The organism is Pseudomonas sp. NFACC51, from assembly GCF_900103575.1.
Classification (GTDB): Bacteria; Pseudomonadota; Gammaproteobacteria; order Pseudomonadales; family Pseudomonadaceae; genus Aquipseudomonas; species Aquipseudomonas fluorescens_Q.
Window position 1 is genome coordinate 1 of the sequence record NZ_FMXH01000023.1, and the last position, 16,824, is coordinate 16,824.

The following is a 16,824-nucleotide window of genomic DNA, read 5'->3' on the forward strand; positions in this document are numbered from 1 at the left end:
CAAGACGACAACGAAATGGGCACCACTGCTGTCAAGAAGCTGGTGGAAACTCTGGACAGCTACATCCCAGAGCCAGAGCGTGCTATCGACAAGCCGTTCCTGATGCCAATCGAAGACGTATTCTCGATCTCCGGTCGCGGTACTGTTGTGACTGGTCGTGTTGAGCGTGGCATCGTCCGTATCCAGGAAGAAGTTGAGATCGTCGGTCTGCGCGACACTCAGAAAACTACCTGCACCGGCGTTGAAATGTTCCGCAAGCTGCTCGACGAAGGTCGTGCTGGCGAGAACTGCGGCGTGCTGCTGCGCGGCACCAAGCGTGACGACGTTGAGCGTGGCCAGGTTCTGGTCAAGCCAGGCACCGTCAAGCCGCACACCAAGTTCACCGCAGAAGTTTACGTTCTGAGCAAGGAAGAAGGCGGTCGTCACACTCCGTTCTTCAAAGGCTACCGTCCACAGTTCTACTTCCGTACAACTGACGTGACTGGTAACTGCGAGCTGCCAGAAGGCGTTGAAATGGTAATGCCAGGTGACAACATTCAGATGACTGTTACCCTGATCAAGACCATCGCGATGGAAGACGGTCTGCGTTTCGCTATCCGTGAAGGCGGTCGTACCGTCGGCGCTGGCGTCGTAGCCAAAGTCATCGAGTAAGTCTCTTTCAGAGTCAGCTTGATGAGTTGAAAAGCCCCCGCTTAGCGGGGGCTTTTTTATTGGGTTGACACCTATCAGGGGCGTCTATAGAATTGCGCCTCCTTTTAACGGGCGTATTGCGCCCGGTGGGAATAGCAGCCGGAGTCTGAAATCCAATGCAAAATCAGCAAATCCGTATCAGGTTGAAGGCTTTTGACCATCGCCTGATCGACCAATCCACCCAGGAAATCGTGGAAACCGCGAAACGTACTGGTGCTCAAGTGCGTGGTCCAATTCCACTGCCTACCCGTAAAGAGCGGTTCACCGTTCTGGTCTCCCCGCACGTCAACAAAGACGCGCGTGACCAGTACGAGATCCGTACTCATAAGCGCGTTCTGGACATCGTCCAGCCAACGGATAAAACCGTTGATGCTCTTATGAAGCTCGATCTTGCGGCCGGTGTGGAAGTGCAGATCAGCCTCGGCTAAGACTCGGTCTTAGTCGTGTAACGCTCTGAAATGGGCGGCCATAGCGGGTGAAAGCCCCGTACACTCATGAGGTTTACAACATGACTATTGGTGTAGTCGGTCGTAAATGCGGTATGACCCGTATTTTCACCGAAGAAGGTGTCTCCATTCCGGTCACGGTCATTGAGATCGAGCCGAATCGCGTCACCCAGTTCAAAACTGAAGAGACCGATGGCTATCGTGCAGTGCAAGTCACTGTCGGCGAGCGTCGTGCTTCGCGTGTAACAGCAGCTCAGGCTGGCCACTTCGCCAAGGCGAACGTTGCCGCTGGTCGTACCGTAATGGAATTCCGCCTTGAAGAAGGCGAGTACCAGGCCGGCGATCTGATCAATGCTGAAATCTTCGCCGCTGGTCAACTGGTTGATGTAACCGGTCAGTCCAAGGGTAAAGGCTTCCAGGGTACGATCAAGCGTTGGAACTTCCGCGGGCAAGATAACACCCACGGTAACTCCGTATCCCACCGCGTTCCAGGCTCTATCGGCCAGTGCCAGACTCCTGGTCGTGTATTCAAGGGCAAAAAAATGTCCGGTCATATGGGCGCTGAGCGCGTGACCGTGCAGTCCCTCGAAGTAGTGCGCGTGGACGCTGAACGCAATCTGTTGTTGGTCAAGGGCGCTGTTCCTGGCGCTACTGGCGGCAACTTGGTTGTACGTCCAGCAGCCAAGGCTCGCGGTTAAGGGGAAGCTGACATGCAATTAAATGTAAATGACGCTCAAGCGATCGAAGTTTCCGAACTGACATTTGGCGGCGAATTCAACGAGACGCTGGTTCACCAAGCAGTCGTGGCCTACATGGCTGGCGGCCGTCAAGGTAGCAAGCAGCAAAAGACCCGTTCCGACGTTTCCGGTGGCGGCAAGCGCCCATGGCGTCAGAAAGGTACTGGCCGTGCTCGTGCCGGTACTATCCGTAGCCCAATCTGGCGTGGCGGCGGTACCACTTTCGCAGCTCGTCCTCAGGATCACTCCCAGAAGCTGAACAAGAAGATGTATCGCGCAGCAATGCGTTCCATCCTTGCTGAGCTGGTGCGTACTGATCGTCTGGTCGTGGTTCAGGACTTCGCTGTTGAAGCACCGAAAACCAAAGATCTGCTGAACAAGCTGAACGGCATGGGCCTGACTGACGTCCTGATCGTGTCTGACGCTGTTGATCAGAACCTGTACCTGGCTGCTCGCAACCTGCCACACGTCGACGTTCGTGACGTGCAGGGTTCCGATCCGGTCAGTCTGATCGCATACGACAAGGTGTTGATCACCGTGTCGGCCGTGAAGAAATTCGAGGAGCTGCTGGGATGAACCAGGAACGCGTATTTAAAGTTCTGCTTGGCCCGCACGTTTCCGAGAAGGCTACGGTTCTGGCAGACAAGAAAGGCCAGTTCGTTTTCAAGGTTGCTACCGACGCAACCAAGCTGGAAATCAAGAAGGCCGTCGAAAGCCTGTTCAGCGTGAAAGTAGAGCGCGTGACTACCCTGAACGTTCTGGGTAAAAGCAAGCGCACTGCTCGCGGTCTGGGCAAGCGTAATGACTGGAAGAAGGCAGTTATCTCCCTTCAGCCAGGCCAAGATCTCGATTTCAGCAGCAGTGCTGAGTAAGGAAGGGGTGCATCATGGCAATCGTTAAATGCAAACCGACTTCCCCTGGCCGCCGTTTTGTGGTCAAGGTGGTCAACCAGGAGCTGCATAAAGGCGCTCCTCACGCACCGCTGCTCGAGAAAAAATCGAAGTCTGGTGGTCGTAACAACAATGGCCGTATTACCACTCGTCACATCGGTGGTGGTCATAAGCAGCATTATCGTCTGGTCGACTTCCGTCGCAACGACAAGGATGGCATCGCTGCCACCGTCGAGCGTATCGAATACGATCCAAATCGTACTGCTCACATCGCTCTGCTGCTGTACGCAGATGGCGAGCGTCGCTACATCATCGCCCCTAAAGGCGTGAGTGCTGGCGACCAGCTGATCGCAGGTGCCCTGGCACCGATCAAGCCGGGCAACGCTCTGCAACTGCGTAACATTCCAGTTGGTAGCACCGTACACGGCATCGAATTGAAGCCAGGTAAAGGCGCGCAGATCGCTCGTTCCGCTGGTGCTTCGGCTCAGCTGATCGCTCGTGAAGGTGTCTACGTGACCCTGCGTCTGCGTTCTGGTGAGATGCGTAAAGTACTGGCTGAATGCCGTGCGACCCTGGGCGAAGTCTCGAACTCCGAGCACAGCCTGCGTTCGTTGGGTAAAGCTGGTGCCAAGCGCTGGCGTGGCGTTCGCCCAACCGTTCGTGGTGTTGCCATGAACCCGGTTGACCACCCACATGGTGGTGGTGAAGGTCGTACCTCTGGTGGTCGTCATCCGGTATCGCCATGGGGCTTCCCGACTAAGGGCGCGAAGACTCGTGGTAATAAGCGTACCGACAAAATGATCGTCCGTCGTCGCAAGTAAATAGAGGGATACGACAGTGCCACGTTCTCTGAAAAAAGGTCCTTTTATTGATCTTCACCTACTGAAGAAGATCGAAGTGGCGGCGGAAAAGAACGATCGCAAACCAGTTAAGACCTGGTCGCGTCGTTCGATGATCCTGCCACAAATGGTCGGTCTGACCATCGCAGTACACAACGGTCGCCAACACGTCCCAGTTCTCGTGAACGAAGACATGGTCGGCCACAAACTGGGCGAGTTCGCCGGTACCCGCACATACCGTGGGCACGTGGCTGACAAGAAAGCCAAGCGTTAAGGGGTAAGGAAATGGAAGTAGCCGCTAAGTTGTCGGGCGCTCGAATCTCCGCCCAGAAAGCCCGCTTGGTCGCCGACCAGATCCGCGGGAAGAAGGTGGGCGAAGCGCTCAACCTGTTGGCTTTCAGCAGTAAGAAAGCCGCCGAGATCATGAAGAAAGTGCTGGAGTCGGCCGTAGCCAACGCCGAGCATAACGAAGGCGCAGACGTTGATGACCTGAAGGTCAGCACCGTTTTCGTCAACGAAGGGCGTTCGCTGAAGCGCATCATGCCACGTGCCAAAGGCCGTGCTGATCGCATCGTCAAGCGGTCTTGCCATATCACTGTCAAGGTTGCTGACAAGTAACGGAGTCGAAGAGATGGGTCAGAAAGTACATCCCATTGGCATTCGCCTGGGAATCGTCAAGGAGCACACCTCCGTCTGGTACGCAGACGGTCGGACTTATGCGGACTACTTGTTCGCTGATCTGAAGGTGCGTGAGTATCTCCAAGACAAACTAAAAAGCGCGTCCGTAAGCCGTATCGATATCCATCGTCCGGCGCAGACTGCACGTATCACCATCCACACCGCTCGTCCAGGTATCGTTATCGGGAAGAAAGGTGAAGATGTTGAGAAACTGCGTCAGGACCTGACCAAGCAAATGGGTGTGCCTGTGCACATCAATATCGAAGAGATCCGCAAGCCGGAGCTCGACGGTATGCTGGTTGCGCAGAGCGTAGCTCAGCAGCTGGAGCGTCGCGTAATGTTCCGTCGCGCTATGAAGCGCGCTGTACAGAACGCAATGCGCATTGGTGCCAAGGGCATCAAAATCCAAGTGAGCGGTCGTCTCGGCGGTGCTGAAATCGCACGTACTGAATGGTATCGCGAAGGTCGTGTGCCACTGCACACCCTGCGTGCCGACATCGACTATGCCAACTACGAAGCTCACACCACCTACGGTGTGATCGGTGTAAAGGTTTGGATCTTCAAAGGCGAAGTAATTGGTGGTCGCCAAGAAGAACTGAAGCCACAAGCACCAGCGCCTCGTAAAAAAGCTGCTAAGTAAGGGGTACGCCAAATGTTGCAACCAAAGCGTACGAAGTTCCGCAAGCAGATGACCGGTCACAACCGTGGCCTGGCATTGCGCGGTAGCAAAGTCAGCTTCGGCGAGTTCGCGCTGAAGTCTGTTGCTCGTGGTCGTCTCACCGCTCGTCAGATCGAGTCAGCGCGTCGTGCTCTGACCCGTCACGTAAAACGTGGCGGCAAGATCTGGATCCGTGTATTCCCGGACAAGCCTGTCACCAAGAAGCCACTCGAAGTTCGGATGGGTAAAGGTAAGGGTAACGTGGAGTACTGGGTTGCCCAGATTCAGCCAGGCAAAGTCCTGTATGAAATCGAGGGTGTTTCTGAAGAGCTGGCGCGTGAGGCTTTCGCCCTGGCTGCTGCAAAGCTGCCGCTCGCCACCTCCTTTGTTAAACGGACGGTGATGTGATGAAAGCGAATGAACTTCGTGAAAAATCAGCACAGCAGCTGAACGAGCAACTGCTCGGCCTGCTGCGCGACCAGTTCAATCTGCGTATGCAGAAAGCAACTGGCCAGTTGGGGCAGTCTCATCTGCTCTCGCAAGTTAAGCGTGACATCGCTCGCGTGAAAACTGTGCTCAACCAGCAGGCAGGTAAGTAATCATGGCTGAAGCCGAAAAAACTGTCCGTACGCTGACTGGCCGTGTTGTCAGCGACAAGATGGACAAAACCATCACCGTTCTGATCGAGCGTCGCGTTAAGCACCCGATCTACGGTAAATACGTTAAGCGTTCGACTAAGCTGCACGCGCACGACGAAACCAATCAGTGCCACATCGGCGACAAAGTCACTATTCGTGAAACTCGTCCGATGGCCAAGACCAAGTCTTGGGCGCTGGTTGATGTTCTCGAACGCGCTGTGGAAGTCTAAGGGCTAGGGGTCGGAGAAATTATATGATTCAGACTCAATCCATGCTCGATGTGGCCGATAACAGCGGCGCTCGCCGTGTTATGTGCATCAAGGTGCTGGGTGGCTCCCATCGTCGTTACGCTGGTATCGGTGACATCATCAAAGTTACCGTCAAGGAAGCAATTCCTCGCGGTAAGGTGAAAAAAGGCCAGGTGATGACTGCTGTCGTAGTCCGCACTCGCCATGGTGTCCGTCGTGCTGACGGCTCCATCATCCGCTTTGATGGCAACGCTGCTGTTCTGTTGAACAACAAGCAAGAGCCGATCGGCACCCGTATCTTTGGGCCAGTGACCCGTGAACTTCGTACTGAGAAGTTCATGAAGATCGTCTCGCTCGCCCCAGAAGTGCTGTAAGGAGATCCGACATGCAAAAGATTCGTCGTGACGACGAGATCATCGTGATCGCCGGCAAAGACAAAGGTAAGCGCGGTAAGGTGCTGAAGGTTCTTGCTGACAACCGTCTGGTTGTTGGTGGTCTGAACCTGGTCAAGCGTCATACCAAGCCTAACCCGATGTCGGGCGTACAGGGCGGTATCGTCGAGAAAGAAGCGCCACTGCACGCTTCCAACGTCGCCATCTTCAACGGCGAAACCAACAAGGCTGACCGCGTTGGTTTCAAAGTAGAAGACGGTAAGAAAATTCGTGTCTTCAAGTCGACCCAAAAAGCGGTTGATGCTTGAACACTGCTAGGTAGAAGACCATGGCACGACTAAAAGAGATTTACCGGAAGGAAATCGCACCGAAACTTAAGGAAGAACTTAAGCTTTCGAACGTGATGGAAGTTCCGCGCGTTACCAAAATCACCCTGAACATGGGTCTGGGCGAAGCGATCGGCGACAAAAAAGTCATCGAGCACGCTGTTGCCGACCTGGAAAAGATCACCGGTCAGAAAGTCGTTGTGACTTACGCTCGGAAATCCATCGCTGGCTTTAAAGTCCGTGAAGGTTGGCCGATCGGTGTCAAAGTGACCCTGCGCCGTGAGCGTATGTACGAGTTCCTGGATCGTCTGCTGTCGATCTCCCTGCCTCGGGTTCGCGACTTCCGCGGCCTGAATGCCAAGTCCTTCGATGGTCGTGGCAACTACAGCATGGGCGTTAAAGAGCAGATCATTTTCCCGGAAATCGATTACGACAAGATCGACGCTCTCCGCGGTCTGGACATTACCCTGACCACCACTGCTCGGACGGATGACGAAGGTCGCGCACTGCTGCGCGCTTTCAAATTCCCGTTCCGCAACTGATTGGAGTAGGAAAATGGCCAAGAAGAGTATGAAGAACCGTGAGCTGAAGCGTCAGCTCACCGTTGCCAAGTACGCCACCAAGCGTGCAGCGCTGAAAGCTATCATCGTTGATCTGAACGCAAGTCCAGAAGCGCGTTGGGAAGCTACCGTAGCCCTGCAGAAGCAGCCACGTGACGCAAGCGCCTCGCGCATGCGTAACCGCTGCCGCCTGACTGGTCGTCCGCACGGCGTGTACCGCAAGTTCGGCCTTGGCCGTAACATGCTGCGTCAAGCTGCAATGCGTGGTGACGTTCCAGGTCTGGTTAAAGCCAGCTGGTAAGCACTGTCAAAGTCGCGGCGTTCGGGATCGCAAGATCCTGACCGTCGGTGACCTTGAACATGAATCAAGCCCCTATTGGGGCTTGATTCATTTGTGGGGTGTGTCTAGAATACCCGGCTCGCCTGAGCCCGTGTTTTTATTGCGCGGATGCGCTCGGCGACACGTACTAGCCGAAAGGCTAATTTTTTGTGTATTAGGAGCGTCTAGCCCATGAGTATGCAGGACCCGTTAGCGGACATGCTAACTCGTATCCGTAATGCCCAGATGGCTGAAAAGTCCGTCGTAAGCATGCCATCTTCTACGTTGAAGGTAGCTGTTGCCAAAGTCCTGAAGGACGAAGGTTACATTGCGGGTTATCAGATCAGCAGCGAAATCAAGCCACTGCTGTCCATCGAGCTGAAGTACTTCGAAGGCCGTCCGGTCATCGAGGAAGTGAAGCGCGTTAGCCGTCCAGGCCTGCGTCAGTACAAGTCCGTCGAGGATCTGCCGAAAGTTCGCGGCGGCCTGGGCGTGTCTATCGTCTCCACCAACAAAGGTGTGATGACGGATCGTGCTGCGCGCGCTGCCGGTGTCGGCGGCGAAGTTCTTTGCACTGTGTTCTAAGGGGGGATAAGCATGTCACGCGTCGCTAAGAACCCCGTTAAGCTGCCAGCCGGTGTCGAAGTCAAATTCGCAGGCCAACAGCTTTCGGTGAAGGGTGCCAAGGGCACTCTGCAACTGAACATCCATTCGTCCGTTGAGATCGTTGAAGAAGCTGGTGAGCTGCGTTTCGCTGCTCGCAATGGCGATCAACAGACTCGCGCAATGGCTGGTACCACTCGTGCGTTGGTAAACAACATGGTCCAAGGCGTAAGCCAAGGCTTCGAGCGCAAGCTCCAGCTGGTCGGTGTTGGTTACAAAGCGCAAGCAAAAGGCACAGTGCTGAACCTGGCTCTTGGCTTCTCGCACCCAGTGGATTATGAACTGCCGGAAGGCATCACCGCTGAGACTCCTAGCCAGACCGATATCCTGATCAAGGGCATCGACAAGCAGCTGGTAGGTCAAGTGGCCGCCGAGATCCGCGACTTCCGTCCACCAGAGCCGTACAAAGGCAAAGGTGTGCGCTACGCGGACGAAGTCGTCCGTCGTAAAGAAGCCAAGAAGAAGTAGGGCATAGCAAATGACCGACAAAAAAGTTACTCGACTGCGTCGCGCTCGCAAAGCACGCCTGAAAATGCACGAACTCGAAGTCGTGCGTCTCTGCGTGTTCCGCTCGTCGCAGCACATCTACGCCCAGGTCATTTCGGCCGACGGCAACAAAGTCCTGGCAAGTGCCTCGACTTTGGATAAAGAACTGCGTGATGGCGCCACTGGCAACATCGACGCGGCCACTAAGGTTGGCCAGCTGGTCGCTACGCGTGCAAAAGCCGCTGGCGTCTCGCAGGTGGCTTTCGACCGCTCTGGCTTCAAGTACCACGGCCGCGTCAAGGCGCTGGCTGATGCTGCTCGTGAAGCTGGGCTGGAGTTCTAAGTTATGTCAAATAACGACCAAAAGCGCGACGAAGGCTACATCGAGAAGCTGGTTCAAGTTAACCGCGTAGCCAAAACCGTTAAAGGCGGCCGTATCTTCACTTTCACTGCGTTGACCGTAGTGGGTGATGGTAAAGGCCGTGTTGGCTTCGGCCGTGGCAAGTCGCGTGAAGTGCCTGCTGCGATCCAGAAGGCAATGGAAGCTGCTCGCCGCAACATGATCCAGGTTGATCTGAACGGCACCACTCTGCAGTACGCAATGAAGTCTGCCCATGGCGCTTCGAAGGTGTACATGCAGCCTGCTTCTGAAGGTACCGGTATCATCGCTGGCGGCGCTATGCGTGCTGTCCTCGAAGTTGCTGGCGTTCAGAACGTTCTGGCCAAGTGCTACGGCTCGACTAACCCAGTAAACGTGGTTCACGCCACTTTCAAGGGTTTGAAAGCAATGCAGTCTCCTGAATCCATTGCCGCCAAGCGTGGCAAAAGCGTCAAGGAGATCTTCTGATCATGGCTACCGTAAAAGTTACGCTGATCAAAAGCATGACCGGCCGCATCCCTAACCACAAACTGTGCGTTAAGGGTCTGGGTCTGCGTCGCATCGGTCACACTGTAGAAGTCCTGGATACTCCCGAGAATCGCGGGATGATCAACAAGGCTTACTACATGCTGCGTGTCGAGGGTTAATCGATGAAACTCAATGATCTGAGTCCAGCGCCGGGTTCCCGTCGCGAAAAGCATCGTCCGGGCCGTGGTATCGGTAGTGGTTTGGGCAAGACCGGTGGCCGTGGCCACAAAGGTCAGACTTCCCGCTCCGGTGGCACCATTGCTCCAGGCTTTGAAGGCGGTCAACAGCCGCTGCATCGTCGCCTGCCGAAGTTCGGTTTCGTTTCCCTGAAAGCCATGGATCGCGCAGAAGTGCGTCTGTCCGAGCTGGCCAAAGTGGAAGGCGACATCGTCACCGTGCAGTCCCTGAAGGATGCCAACGTGATCAACCAGAACGTTCAGCGTGTGAAAATCATGCTGTCGGGCGAAGTTGCTCGTGCTGTCACCATCGGAAAGGGAATCGGCGCCACCAAAGGTGCGCGTGCGGCTATCGAAGCAGCTGGCGGCAAGTTCGAGGAATAAATGGCTAAGCAAGGTGCTCTCTCTGCGCTCGGCAAAGGCGGTATGTCTGAACTCTGGGCTCGTCTGCGTTTTCTGTTCCTGGCGATTATCGTCTACCGAATAGGCGCACACATCCCGGTTCCAGGTATCAACCCGGACCGACTCGCGGACCTGTTTCGACAGAATGAGGGGACCATTCTTAGCTTGTTCAACATGTTTTCCGGCGGCGCGCTGGAGCGGATGAGCATCTTTGCACTGGGGATCATGCCGTACATTTCGGCATCGATCATCATGCAATTGATGAGCGCCGTCAGCCCGCAGCTGGAGCAGTTGAAGAAGGAAGGTGAAGCTGGCCGTCGCAAGATCAGCCAGTACACCCGCTACGGCACTGTCGTCCTCGCTCTCGTTCAAGCCATTGGCATGTCCATCGGCTTGGCGGGGCAGGGCGTTTCGTTCACTGCTGACTTCAGCTTTCATTTCGTTGCGGTAACCACTTTTGTGGCAGGCGCGATGTTCATGATGTGGCTGGGTGAGCAGATTACTGAGCGTGGTGTTGGCAACGGTATCTCGATGTTGATCTTCGCAGGTATCGTCGCCGGTCTTCCGAGAGCGATCGGGCAGTCTTTCGAGTCTGCGCGTCAGGGTGATATCAACATTTTCGCCCTGGTTGCCATCGGTCTGCTGGCAGTAGCGATTATCGGTTTCGTGGTGTTCATTGAGCGTGGTCAGCGTCGTATTGCTGTTCACTACGCCAAGCGTCAGCAGGGCCGCAAGGTATTTGCTGCGCAGACCAGCCACTTGCCGTTGAAGGTGAACATGGCCGGCGTCATTCCGGCTATTTTCGCGAGCAGCATCCTGCTGTTCCCGGCTTCGTTGGGTGCCTGGTTCGGCCAGTCTGAAGGTATGGGCTGGTTGCAGGACATCTCGCAGTCGATCGCTCCTGGTCAGCCGTTGAATATTCTGCTGTTTAGTGCAGGGATTATTTTCTTCTGCTTCTTCTATACGGCGTTGATGTTCAATCCGAAAGACGTAGCGGAAAACCTGAAGAAGTCCGGTGCCTTTATTCCGGGCATCCGTCCAGGTGAGCAGTCTGCGCGCTACATTGATGGCGTTCTGACTCGCTTGACCATGTTCGGTGCTCTTTACATGACGGCCGTCTGTCTGTTGCCCCAGTTCCTGGTGGTTGCGGCAAACGTACCGTTCTACCTTGGCGGGACCTCGTTGCTGATCGTGGTCGTGGTTGTGATGGACTTCATGTCCCAAGTACAATCGCACCTCGTTTCGCACCAGTACGAATCCCTGATGAAGAAAGCCAACCTGAAGGGCTACGGCAGCGGCATGTTGCGCTGAGTAGCGTCCATAAGGTTCGAGGAGTTGGTGATGAAAGTTCGTGCATCGGTGAAAAAGCTGTGCCGTAACTGCAAGATTATTCGCCGCGAAGGTGTTGTTCGGGTAATTTGCAGCGCGGAACCGCGTCACAAACAGCGCCAAGGCTGAGTGTGATTGTGCTTTAAGCCCGGCAGCTAGTGCGCTGCCGGGTTGATTATTTGTTATTACAGCGATATTATCTCGCGCCCTATTTCTTGGCTTCCGGGGCGTAGGTAGCTGTCAATTGGAGTCCCACTGAATGGCCCGTATTGCAGGCGTCAACATTCCAGATAACAAGCATACTGTTATCTCGCTGACCTACATCTATGGTGTTGGTCGCACTACTGCACAGAAAATTTGTGCAGTGACTGGGGTCAACCCAGCGGCAAAGATCAAAGATCTGAGCGACGAGCAGATTGAACAGCTGCGTGGCGAAGTGGCGAAGTTCACCACTGAAGGTGACCTGCGTCGCGAAATCAACATGAAAATCAAGCGCTTGATGGACCTCGGTTGCTATCGCGGTCTGCGTCATCGTCGTGGTCTGCCAGTACGCGGTCAGCGTACCAAGACCAACGCGCGTACCCGTAAAGGTCCGCGTAAGCCGATCCGCAAGTAATCGCCCCAGCGAATCGACAGGAATTTAATCATGGCAAAACCTGCTGCTCGTCCTCGTAAAAAAGTTAAAAAGACAGTGGTTGATGGCATCGCCCACATCCATGCTTCTTTTAACAACACCATCGTGACCATTACCGACCGTCAAGGTAACGCTCTTTCCTGGGCTACCTCCGGTGGTTCGGGTTTCCGCGGTTCCCGCAAGTCCACCCCGTTCGCTGCTCAAGTAGCTGCTGAGCGTGCTGGTCAAGCTGCGCTGGAATACGGCCTGAAAAACCTCGACGTCAACGTCAAGGGTCCAGGTCCAGGTCGTGAATCCGCAGTCCGCGCTTTGAACGGCTGTGGCTACAAGATCGCCAGCATCACCGACGTGACGCCAATCCCGCACAACGGGTGCCGTCCGCCGAAGAAGCGCCGCGTGTAATCCAGGAGATTGTAAAGAATGGCTCGTTACATTGGTCCAAAATGCAAACTCGCTCGTCGCGAAGGCACCGATCTTTTTCTGAAGAGCGGCGTGCGCGCGATCGAATCGAAGTGCAACATTGAAGCAGCACCTGGTATCCACGGCCAACGCCGCGGTCGCCAGTCCGACTACGGCACCCAACTGCGTGAAAAGCAGAAGGTCCGTCGTATCTACGGCGTTCTCGAGCGTCAATTCAGCGGCTACTACAAAGAAGCTGCTGGCAAGAAAGGCGCAACCGGCGAAAACCTGTTGCAGCTGCTCGAATGCCGCCTGGACAACGTTGTATACCGTATGGGTTTCGGTTCTACTCGTGCCGAATCTCGTCAGCTGGTATCGCACAAGTCGATCAGCGTTAACGGTCAGACCGTAAACGTTCCGTCCTACCAGGTTCGTGCTGGTGACGTGGTTGCTGTTCGCGAGAAAGCAAAGAACCAACTTCGCATTGTCCAAGCTCTCGATCTGTGTGCCCAACGTGGCCGCGTAGAATGGGTAGAAGTAGACACTGAGAAGAAGTCGGGCGTTTTCAAGAACGTTCCTGCTCGCAGTGATCTGTCCGCCGACATCAACGAAAGCCTGATTGTCGAGCTCTACTCCAAGTAAGGGCTAGAAAATAGGTGCATCCATGCAGATTTCGGTAAATGAGTTCCTGACACCCCGCCATATTGATGTGCAGGTTGTCAGTCCAACCCGCGCCAAGATCACACTCGAGCCTCTCGAGCGTGGTTTCGGCCACACCCTGGGCAACGCGCTGCGCCGCATCCTGTTGTCCTCAATGCCCGGCTGTGCAGTAGTCGAGGCCGAGATTGACGGTGTGCTCCATGAGTACAGCGCCATCGAAGGTGTACAGGAAGACGTAATTGAAATCCTGTTGAACCTGAAAGGTCTGGCTATCAAGCTGCACGGTCGTGACGAAGTTACGCTGACCTTGTCGAAGAAGGGTTCGGGGGTGGTTACCGCTGCCGATATTCAGCTGGATCATGATGTCGAGATCGTTAACCCCGATCACGTAATCGCTAACCTGGCGTCTAACGGCGCCCTGAACATGAAGCTCACCGTAGCTCGTGGTCGTGGTTATGAACCGGCAGACTCGCGTCAGAGCGATGAAGACGAAAGCCGCAGCATCGGTCGCTTGCAGCTTGACTCTTCGTTCAGCCCAGTTCGCCGTATCGCATACGTGGTGGAAAACGCCCGTGTCGAACAGCGTACCAACCTGGACAAGCTGGTTATTGATCTGGAAACCAACGGTACCCTGGATCCTGAAGAGGCTATCCGCCGTGCTGCAACCATCCTGCAACAGCAGTTGGCTGCGTTCGTCGACCTCAAGGGTGACAGTGAGCCAGTGGTTGTCGAGCAGGAAGACGAGATCGATCCGATCCTGCTTCGCCCGGTTGACGATCTGGAACTGACTGTACGTTCGGCTAACTGCCTTAAGGCGGAAAACATCTACTACATCGGCGACCTGATTCAGCGTACCGAAGTAGAGCTGTTGAAGACTCCGAACCTTGGCAAGAAATCCTTGACTGAAATCAAGGACGTTCTGGCCTCCCGCGGTCTGTCCCTCGGCATGCGCCTCGACAACTGGCCGCCTGCAAGTCTTAAGAAGGACGACAAGGCGACTGCCTGATCGTCGTAATCACCGAACGTTGTGTTTGGTAAGGAATGAACCATGCGTCATCGTAAAAGTGGTCGTCACCTGAGCCGCACCAGCTCGCACCGCAAGGCCATGTTCCAAAACATGGCGGTGTCGCTGTTCGAGCACGAGCTGATCAAAACTACACTGCCGAAAGCCAAAGAACTGCGTCGCGTTGCTGAGCCGCTGATCACTCTGGCCAAGACAGATAGCCTGGCTAACCGCCGTCTGGCTTTCGACCGTACTCGTTCGAAAGCTATCGTTGGTAAGCTCTTCAACGACCTGGGCAAGCGTTACGCTACCCGTGAGGGTGGCTACCTGCGCATCCTCAAGTGCGGTTTCCGCGCTGGCGACAACGCGCCTATGGCGTACGTCGAGTTGGTTGATCGTGCTACCAGCGGCGAAGCTGTATCCGCTGAGTAAGTCGGCAACATACAAAAAACCGGGCCTCGTGCCCGGTTTTTTGTGCCTGCTAGAAAAGCAGAAAGACCGTTTCGTCAGGTTTCGCTATCGGCAAGCCTTTAGACTTAGATAATAACTATCGATGTCCATGATTTAATGAATTTGGATACTGTCATTAACATGATCAATACTCCTTTCCAGCCGATTAGCCGGCAGTTCGAAGACCGACCTAGGAAGATTGAGCATGAGCCAGACCAAAACGCTTACGACCGCCAGTGGCGCTCCTGTCGCCGATAACCAGAACTCTCGCTCCGCCGGCCCGCGCGGCCCGCTGCTGCTCGACGATTTCCACCTGATCGAGAAACTCGCCCACTTCAACCGCGAAAATATTCCTGAACGCCGTGTGCACGCCAAAGGCTCGGGCGCCTACGGTACATTTACCGTGACCCGGGATATCACGCAGTACACCAGCGCCAAGTTGTTCGATACAGTCGGCAAGCAAACCCCAACTTTCCTGCGGTTCTCCACCGTGGGCGGTGAGCGTGGTTCTGCCGACACCGAACGCGATCCGCGCGGTTTCGCCCTGAAGTTCTACACCGAGGAAGGCAACTGGGACATCGTCGGCAACAACACCCCGGTATTCTTCATCCGTGATCCGTTGAAATTTCCAGACTTCATCCACACCCAGAAACGTCTGCCGCAAAGCAATCTGAAAAGCGCCCAGGCGATGTGGGATTTCTGGTCGCATTCGCCTGAGGCGTTGCACCAGGTCACCATTCTGTTTTCCGATCGCGGTATCCCGGATGGCTACCGCCACATGCACGGCTTCGGCAGTCATACCTACAGCCTGATCAACGCACAGGGTGAGCGCCACTGGGTGAAGTGGCACTACAAGACCCAGCAAGGGATCAAGAACCTCGCGCCGGCAGAGGCAGCACGCCTGGCGGGGACGGACCCGGATTACGCCCAGCGTGACTTGTTCAGCGCCATCGAGCGCGGTGACTTCCCGAAATGGAGCGTTTGCATCCAGGTCATGACCGAAGCCCAGGCCGCAGCCCATTACGAGAATCCGTTCGACGTCACCAAGACCTGGTCGCAGAAAGAGTTTCCGCTGATCGAAGTCGGTGTGCTCGAGCTCAACCGCAACCCGCTGAATTACTTTGCTGAAGTCGAGCAAGCGGCGTTTGGCCCTAGCAACATGGTGCCAGGGGTTGGCCTCTCGCCGGACCGCATGCTGCAGGGCCGTGTCTTCGCCTACGCTGATGCGCATCGCTACCGTGTGGGCACCAATCACCAGCAATTGCCGGTGAATGCGCCGCGCAGTCCGGTCAATACCTATCAGCGCGACGGTGCCATGGCGTTTGGCAGCAATGGCGGGGCGGCACCGAACTACGAGCCTAACAGCTACGTGGAAGCGCCGAAGCAAGCCCCGCGTTACGCAGAACCAGCACTGGCTCTCATTGGCGCGGCGGACCGTTACGATCATCGCGAAGACACCGACTACTACAGCCACGCCGGTGCGCTGTTCCGCTTGATGAGCGATGAGCAAAAGGCGCTGTTGATCAGCAATATCGCCGGTGCAATGGCAGGCGTGTCGGCAGATGTGGTTGACCGTCAGCTGCAGCATTTCTTCAAGGCCGATGTTGCCTATGGAGAGGGCATCGCAAAAGCCTTGGGTGTAGCGCTTAACTAAGTCTAAACGAGAAGCAGAACCGCCCTCATTTGGGCGGTTTTTGCGTTATTTAACCTGGTTTTCTCGGATTTTCTTCGCTTTTGTAGCGTTGAGACAGTGACCTTGCGCTCAGCTTGGTTCAAACTACAACCTTTAAGAGCTTGTGGAGATGTAGGGCGATGCAAGGTCACCCAGACGTAATCGATTACCTCAACACGTTGCTGACAGGCGAACTGGCAGCCCGTGATCAATATTTCATCCATTCGCGGATGTACGAGGATTGGGGTTTTACCGAGCTCTACGAACGTATCAACCACGAGATGGAAGAAGAGACCCAGCACGCCGATGCGCTAATGCGCCGGATCCTGATGCTCGAAGGCACGCCACGCATGCGTGCCGATGACCTCGACGTCGGTACCACGGTGCCCGACATGCTCGCCGCCGACCTGCGCCTGGAATACAAAGTCCGCGCCGCACTGTGCAAAGGCATCGAGCTCTGCGAGCAGCACAACGACTACGTGACCCGCGAGATCCTGCGGATCCAGCTCAACGACACCGAAGAAGACCATACCTACTGGCTGGAGAAGCAGTTGGGACTGATCAAGCTGATCGGGTTGGAAAACTACCTGCAATCGCAATTCTGATTGCTGGGAAAGGGAAG

At 55.3% G+C, this 16,824-nt stretch carries 31 protein-coding genes; all 31 read left to right on the forward strand.

Annotated elements, in window-relative coordinates; translation table 11 throughout:
* Positions 1-651 (forward strand): EF-Tu C-terminal domain-related protein (locus BLT00_RS29465; RefSeq protein WP_139209667.1); only part of this gene is annotated, 651 nt, incomplete at its 5' end.
* A gap of 155 nt (positions 652-806) precedes the next feature.
* The gene (gene rpsJ, locus BLT00_RS29470; RefSeq protein ID WP_003186070.1) at positions 807-1,118 is read left to right on the forward strand and encodes a 30S ribosomal protein S10; all 312 of its coding nucleotides are present in this window, start codon (positions 807-809) and stop codon (positions 1,116-1,118) included.
* 80 nt (positions 1,119-1,198) lie between these two features.
* The gene (gene rplC, locus BLT00_RS29475) at positions 1,199-1,834 is read left to right on the forward strand and encodes a 50S ribosomal protein L3 (RefSeq protein ID WP_003186059.1); all 636 of its coding nucleotides are present in this window, start codon (positions 1,199-1,201) and stop codon (positions 1,832-1,834) included.
* A gap of 12 nt (positions 1,835-1,846) precedes the next feature.
* Positions 1,847-2,449: a 50S ribosomal protein L4 gene (rplD, locus tag BLT00_RS29480; protein WP_003186057.1), complete on the forward strand. Its 603-nt coding sequence runs from the start codon at positions 1,847-1,849 to the stop codon at positions 2,447-2,449.
* Positions 2,446-2,745 (forward strand): 50S ribosomal protein L23, encoded by a 300-nt coding sequence (rplW, locus tag BLT00_RS29485; protein ID WP_002555488.1) that lies wholly within the window; start codon positions 2,446-2,448, stop codon positions 2,743-2,745. The genes rplD and rplW overlap by 4 nt, the downstream gene beginning before the upstream one ends.
* 14 nt (positions 2,746-2,759) lie before the next feature.
* On the forward strand, positions 2,760-3,584 hold the full coding sequence (gene rplB / locus BLT00_RS29490) for a 50S ribosomal protein L2 (protein WP_003186055.1): 825 nt from the start codon (positions 2,760-2,762) through the stop codon (positions 3,582-3,584).
* A 16-nt stretch (positions 3,585-3,600) separates the two neighbouring features.
* Entirely contained in the window at positions 3,601-3,876 is a 276-nt protein-coding gene (gene rpsS / locus BLT00_RS29495) for a 30S ribosomal protein S19 (protein WP_002555486.1), read from the forward strand.
* An 11-nt stretch (positions 3,877-3,887) separates the two neighbouring features.
* The gene (gene rplV, locus BLT00_RS29500) at positions 3,888-4,220 is read left to right on the forward strand and encodes a 50S ribosomal protein L22 (RefSeq protein ID WP_003103908.1); all 333 of its coding nucleotides are present in this window, start codon (positions 3,888-3,890) and stop codon (positions 4,218-4,220) included.
* Between the two features lie 13 nt (positions 4,221-4,233).
* A complete protein-coding gene (rpsC, locus tag BLT00_RS29505; protein WP_003176422.1) occupies positions 4,234-4,920 on the forward strand; it encodes a 30S ribosomal protein S3 in 687 nt (228 codons plus the stop codon).
* 12 nt (positions 4,921-4,932) lie between these two features.
* Positions 4,933-5,346 carry a 50S ribosomal protein L16 gene (rplP, locus tag BLT00_RS29510; protein WP_003186052.1) on the forward strand — a complete coding sequence of 138 codons (414 nt, stop codon included), beginning with the start codon at positions 4,933-4,935 and terminating at the stop codon, positions 5,344-5,346.
* Entirely contained in the window at positions 5,346-5,537 is a 192-nt protein-coding gene (rpmC, locus tag BLT00_RS29515; protein WP_002555481.1) for a 50S ribosomal protein L29, read from the forward strand. The genes rplP and rpmC overlap by 1 nt, the downstream gene beginning before the upstream one ends.
* A 2-nt stretch (positions 5,538-5,539) precedes the next feature.
* Positions 5,540-5,806: a 30S ribosomal protein S17 gene (gene rpsQ, locus BLT00_RS29520; protein ID WP_003194644.1), complete on the forward strand. Its 267-nt coding sequence runs from the start codon at positions 5,540-5,542 to the stop codon at positions 5,804-5,806.
* Positions 5,807-5,829: 23 nt separating this feature from the next.
* Entirely contained in the window at positions 5,830-6,198 is a 369-nt protein-coding gene (gene rplN / locus BLT00_RS29525) for a 50S ribosomal protein L14 (RefSeq protein ID WP_002555479.1), read from the forward strand.
* A gap of 11 nt (positions 6,199-6,209) precedes the next feature.
* On the forward strand, positions 6,210-6,524 hold the full coding sequence (rplX, locus tag BLT00_RS29530; RefSeq protein WP_003186046.1) for a 50S ribosomal protein L24: 315 nt from the start codon (positions 6,210-6,212) through the stop codon (positions 6,522-6,524).
* Between the two features lie 20 nt (positions 6,525-6,544).
* Positions 6,545-7,084: a 50S ribosomal protein L5 gene (gene rplE, locus BLT00_RS29535; RefSeq protein ID WP_003186044.1), complete on the forward strand. Its 540-nt coding sequence runs from the start codon at positions 6,545-6,547 to the stop codon at positions 7,082-7,084.
* A gap of 13 nt (positions 7,085-7,097) precedes the next feature.
* Positions 7,098-7,403, forward strand: a complete 306-nt coding sequence (gene rpsN / locus BLT00_RS29540; RefSeq protein ID WP_003186042.1) for a 30S ribosomal protein S14 — start codon at positions 7,098-7,100, stop codon at positions 7,401-7,403.
* A gap of 210 nt (positions 7,404-7,613) precedes the next feature.
* Positions 7,614-8,006 (forward strand): 30S ribosomal protein S8, encoded by a 393-nt coding sequence (gene rpsH, locus BLT00_RS29545; RefSeq protein ID WP_017848802.1) that lies wholly within the window; start codon positions 7,614-7,616, stop codon positions 8,004-8,006.
* A gap of 12 nt (positions 8,007-8,018) precedes the next feature.
* Positions 8,019-8,552 carry a 50S ribosomal protein L6 gene (gene rplF / locus BLT00_RS29550; RefSeq protein ID WP_003186039.1) on the forward strand — a complete coding sequence of 178 codons (534 nt, stop codon included), beginning with the start codon at positions 8,019-8,021 and terminating at the stop codon, positions 8,550-8,552.
* Between the two features lie 10 nt (positions 8,553-8,562).
* On the forward strand, positions 8,563-8,913 hold the full coding sequence (gene rplR, locus BLT00_RS29555) for a 50S ribosomal protein L18 (protein WP_003186037.1): 351 nt from the start codon (positions 8,563-8,565) through the stop codon (positions 8,911-8,913).
* A 3-nt stretch (positions 8,914-8,916) separates the two neighbouring features.
* Positions 8,917-9,417 carry a 30S ribosomal protein S5 gene (gene rpsE / locus BLT00_RS29560; protein WP_003186035.1) on the forward strand — a complete coding sequence of 167 codons (501 nt, stop codon included), beginning with the start codon at positions 8,917-8,919 and terminating at the stop codon, positions 9,415-9,417.
* A gap of 2 nt (positions 9,418-9,419) precedes the next feature.
* The gene (gene rpmD, locus BLT00_RS29565; RefSeq protein WP_003186033.1) at positions 9,420-9,596 is read left to right on the forward strand and encodes a 50S ribosomal protein L30; all 177 of its coding nucleotides are present in this window, start codon (positions 9,420-9,422) and stop codon (positions 9,594-9,596) included.
* 3 nt (positions 9,597-9,599) lie between these two features.
* Entirely contained in the window at positions 9,600-10,037 is a 438-nt protein-coding gene (rplO, locus tag BLT00_RS29570; protein ID WP_063324140.1) for a 50S ribosomal protein L15, read from the forward strand.
* The gene (gene secY, locus BLT00_RS29575) at positions 10,038-11,366 is read left to right on the forward strand and encodes a preprotein translocase subunit SecY (protein WP_003186029.1); all 1,329 of its coding nucleotides are present in this window, start codon (positions 10,038-10,040) and stop codon (positions 11,364-11,366) included.
* 30 nt (positions 11,367-11,396) lie between these two features.
* Positions 11,397-11,513: a 50S ribosomal protein L36 gene (gene rpmJ / locus BLT00_RS29580; protein WP_002555468.1), complete on the forward strand. Its 117-nt coding sequence runs from the start codon at positions 11,397-11,399 to the stop codon at positions 11,511-11,513.
* Positions 11,514-11,643: 130 nt separating this feature from the next.
* The gene (gene rpsM / locus BLT00_RS29585) at positions 11,644-12,000 is read left to right on the forward strand and encodes a 30S ribosomal protein S13 (RefSeq protein WP_003186020.1); all 357 of its coding nucleotides are present in this window, start codon (positions 11,644-11,646) and stop codon (positions 11,998-12,000) included.
* Between the two features lie 30 nt (positions 12,001-12,030).
* Positions 12,031-12,420: a 30S ribosomal protein S11 gene (rpsK, locus tag BLT00_RS29590; RefSeq protein ID WP_002555466.1), complete on the forward strand. Its 390-nt coding sequence runs from the start codon at positions 12,031-12,033 to the stop codon at positions 12,418-12,420.
* Between the two features lie 18 nt (positions 12,421-12,438).
* Complete coding sequence (gene rpsD, locus BLT00_RS29595) at positions 12,439-13,059, forward strand: 30S ribosomal protein S4 (RefSeq protein WP_003176404.1); 621 nt, start codon at positions 12,439-12,441, stop codon at positions 13,057-13,059.
* A 22-nt stretch (positions 13,060-13,081) separates the two neighbouring features.
* Positions 13,082-14,083 (forward strand): DNA-directed RNA polymerase subunit alpha, encoded by a 1,002-nt coding sequence (rpoA, locus tag BLT00_RS29600; RefSeq protein ID WP_003186012.1) that lies wholly within the window; start codon positions 13,082-13,084, stop codon positions 14,081-14,083.
* Positions 14,084-14,125: 42 nt separating this feature from the next.
* Complete coding sequence (rplQ, locus tag BLT00_RS29605) at positions 14,126-14,512, forward strand: 50S ribosomal protein L17 (protein ID WP_003186009.1); 387 nt, start codon at positions 14,126-14,128, stop codon at positions 14,510-14,512.
* Between the two features lie 223 nt (positions 14,513-14,735).
* Positions 14,736-16,184 carry a catalase gene (locus BLT00_RS29610; protein ID WP_092149692.1) on the forward strand — a complete coding sequence of 483 codons (1,449 nt, stop codon included), beginning with the start codon at positions 14,736-14,738 and terminating at the stop codon, positions 16,182-16,184.
* 158 nt (positions 16,185-16,342) lie between these two features.
* Positions 16,343-16,807, forward strand: coding sequence for a bacterioferritin (bfr, locus tag BLT00_RS29615; RefSeq protein WP_014340470.1), 465 nt, complete (start codon positions 16,343-16,345; stop codon positions 16,805-16,807).
* The last annotated feature ends 17 nt before the right edge of the window (positions 16,808-16,824 follow it).